At 36.7% G+C, this 3661-nt stretch carries 3 protein-coding genes; all 3 read left to right on the top strand.

The window, feature by feature from the left end:
* Positions 1–55 precede the first annotated feature (55 nt).
* The 3 genes from BHE89_RS12185 to BHE89_RS12175 are packed head-to-tail and all read left to right on the top strand — an operon-like array spanning position 56 to position 3612.
* Positions 56–1969 (top strand): two-partner secretion domain-containing protein, encoded by a 1914-nt coding sequence (locus BHE89_RS12185; RefSeq protein WP_128860510.1) that lies wholly within the window; start codon positions 56–58, stop codon positions 1967–1969.
* The gene (locus BHE89_RS12180; protein ID WP_353615123.1) at positions 1959–3104 is read left to right on the top strand and encodes a hypothetical protein; all 1146 of its coding nucleotides are present in this window, start codon (positions 1959–1961) and stop codon (positions 3102–3104) included. The genes BHE89_RS12185 and BHE89_RS12180 overlap by 11 nt, the downstream gene beginning before the upstream one ends.
* Entirely contained in the window at positions 3073–3612 is a 540-nt protein-coding gene (locus BHE89_RS12175; protein ID WP_128860508.1) for a hypothetical protein, read from the top strand. Before BHE89_RS12180 ends, BHE89_RS12175 begins: the two co-directional genes overlap by 32 nt.
* The last annotated feature ends 49 nt before the right edge of the window (positions 3613–3661 follow it).

The following is a 3661-nucleotide window of genomic DNA, read 5'->3' as shown; positions in this document are numbered from 1 at the left end:
TAAAAAATAATAACTAAATAAAATTTATATTGTCTTTTTGGCAAGGATCCTACTTATGAATAAATTATGTTATCGCGTTATTTATAATCGTACTCGACAATTAATGGTTGTTGTTTCTGAATTAACGAAATCTTGTGGTGAAAATAATAAGCGCAATACTCTTTTCTCATCACCCATTAAAAGTTCGCTAAATCGTGTGGCATTTCTTTTATTATTGATGCAAGGCATGGTGAGTTTTTCTGTGCAAGCCAGCCAAATCATCGCAGATCAGCACGCGCCAAACAACCAACAAGCAACGGTATTACAAACCAGCAATGGGTTGGCTCAAGTTAATATCCAGCAACCTAATCAACATGGTGTATCACGTAACCAATTTACGCAATTTGATATTGATAATAAAGGGGCGATCCTTAATAACAGTCTACAAGATACACAAACTCAATTAGCGGGCATGGTAACAGGAAATCCATGGCTGGTTAAAGGCGAAGCGAATGTTATTTTAAATGAAATTAATAGCCAAAATCCTAGCCAACTCAATGGATTTATTGAAGTTGCTGGAAAACGAGCGGAAATTATTATCGCTAACCCTGCGGGTATTAGTTGTCAAGGATGTGGCTTTATTAATGCGGTAAATACCACGTTAGTTGCTGGTAATGCATTAACACAAGAAGGTGCAATTTCTGGTTATGAAATTAATAACGGAAAAATAGTGATTTCTGGCAGTGGTTTAAATGATAGCCAAAGTGATTACACTCGTATCTTAGCGCGTGCCGTAGACGTTAATTCACGTATTCAAGCTAATAAATTAGAAATTACAACAGGTAAAAATACCTTAGATAATGATGGCAATGTGATCAGCCAAGATAATTCGGCAGCTAAACAAAATGATTATGCCATTGACGTGGCACTGGTTGGTGGTATGTATGCCAACAAAATTAAATTGGTGGGTACAGAACATGGTGTTGGTGTACGCAATGCCGGTGAAATTGGGGCTGAAGCGGGGGGATTAACACTCAATGAGAATGGTCAGCTAATAAATACGGGGCTAATTCAATCTCAAACACAACTACAAGTTGACACGGCAAGTGTCAATAACCAAGGGGTGATCACGGGAGATAAGGATCTAGCGCTAAATACCACGGGTGATCTTGTTAATAGTGGCATGCTGCAAGCTAAAAATAATATCCAGCTAAAAGCAACAGAAAACGTTTCTCAAGCCGCATCAGGAAAAATATTAGCCCAAGAAAATATTCAAATTGATGCTAAAGGTTATTTGGCTGCACAAAAGAGCCAATTAGGTGCTGGTGTTGATAATAGCGGTAATGCAGTTCATCCTGCCTCGCTAACTTTGAATATAGCGGATGACATTATTTCTGCAGGTCAGCATTTAAGTGGCGATAAAATTAATTTAACGGCTAAAAATGTTGATATTTCAAACAGCAAAACACAAAGTAAAGATCTACAAATTACGACATCCGTAGGGCAAATTAAAACAGAGCTTGCTCAAGTTAATGCCAATACAGTAATGCTTAATGCGAAAACAGCGATTATTAATCGTAAAGGTGAGATCAGTGGTGATAAACTTCAACTTATTGCGCCTAACTTGATTGATAATAATGAAGGTAAATTAAGCCAACTAGGTAGCCATGATTTAAAACTCAATTCCATTACACTCAATAACCAAAAAGGAGAGATTAACACCGTCGGAAATCTCTCTTTACATCATAAAAATTTGAATAATCAACGTGGTGATATTCAAAGTCTTGGTCGCCAATTGATCATTAAAACAACGGAACTGAATAATCAACAAGGTACAATATCACTGCCTCAACAAGGTGCTATTACCCTAAAAACCGAAACGCTATTAGGTAAAGAAGGCTCCCTCTTAACAACAGGGCAGTTTTCTCTACAAGGGCAATATTTAGATTTAGAAAAAGCCACAACCCAAGCGAAAAAAAATAGAGATTAGTGCTGTTAATCTTAATCATAATGACGCTAATTTAAAGCAAACGGGTACTGAACTAACATCCATTAACGTAGAAAAAACACTTAGTAACCAACGCGGTAATATTCAGACGCAAGGTGCATTAACACTCAATGTCCAAGAGATAGATAATACACAAGGTGAGGTAAGAACTTTAAACCAAAGCCGCCTAGATATAACCGCCAAAGAAGCCATTACTAACAATAAAGGTACATTGATATCTGCGGACACTCTTAAACTTAATGCCAATATATTAACTAACCAGCAAGGCAATATCCATGCCGATAAAACTAGTGATCTCACCCTGAACAATAAGCTTGATAATACGACAGGGAAAATCGTCAGTAAAAGTAATAGCGAAATAAAAGCGGGTACATTAAATAACGCTAAAGGCGAAATTGGCGCTAATGGATTAAATATCACTTTAACGGGAAATGCAGATAACCAACAAGGTGCAATAGTTTCGCAAGATAGACTAGGATTAACAGCAAATAATGTTGATAACAGCCAAGGGGTTATTCAATCAGAAAAATCCGCGTGGTTGGCAACTCAAGGTGGTGAGTTAAATAATCAAAATACGCATCAATCTGGCGGTATTGTTAGTCGAGGAGAATTGCATTTAGACGTTGGTGACATTAACAATAGCCAAGGGATTATCAATGCTAAAAACAGTCTTGATCTGCAAAGTAAAACGGTTAATAGCCAACAGGGTAAAATCGTTACACAAGGCGATTTTACGGCGAATACGCAAGGATGGAATAATACATCAGGGTTAATACAGGCAGTTAATATCACTATTAACTCAAATAACCAGCCGATAATTAATCGTGATACACAAAAAGATCAAGGCATTCAGGCAATACAAAACTTACTACTGAATACGGGATCATTAGATAATAGCCAAGGTGATATCAGCGCGAGTCAATTACAATTAAATACAGCCAAAGCCGATTTTATCAACCAATTTGGGCGATTAATCTTATCAGATAGTGCAGCGTTAAAAACAGGTGCGATAAATAATCATGCTGGACTGATTATGACTGGCAAAGATCTCATTATTGATAGCCACCAGCACAAAATAACGAACAGTGACACACAAAAAAAGTGGCGGAATAGTTAGTCAAGGTGGATTAAATATTCACAGTGGTGATCTTAATAATCAACAAGGACAACTTCTAGCTAAGCAGCAAGTTGATTTACAAACGAATATCGTGACTAACCAATCAGGTCAAATCCTTAGCGAATTAGCCAATTTAACATTAAAAGGAATATCGCTAAATAATAGCCAAGGGCATCTGTTTTCTCCTCAACAATTACAATTAACTTTGCGTGATAACCTGATTAATCGTCAAACAATTGATGGTAATAAGGGGATCGAAACAAAAGGGACATTGACTATCAATAGTGGGGATATTGATAGCACACAAGGCCGTATTGTTTCTGCTGATCAGTTAACTATTCAAAGTGGCAACGTAATCAATCAACAAGGCATATTAGGTAGTCTAAATAGCGATTTATCATTTAAGACTAAACAACTGGTTAATGATGATGGCTCAATAAGTGCCAATAACATCACCATTAACTATTCAAAGTGGCAACGTAATCAATCAACAAGGCATATTAGGTAGTCTAAATAGCGATTTATCATTTAAGACTAAACAACTGGTTAATGATGAT

It is taken from the genome of Shigella sp. FC1967, assembly GCF_001743005.1.
Classification (GTDB): Bacteria; Pseudomonadota; Gammaproteobacteria; order Enterobacterales; family Enterobacteriaceae; genus Proteus.
The sequence above is the reverse complement of the archived record's forward strand: the minus strand, read 5'-3'. Positions and strand labels throughout refer to the sequence as shown.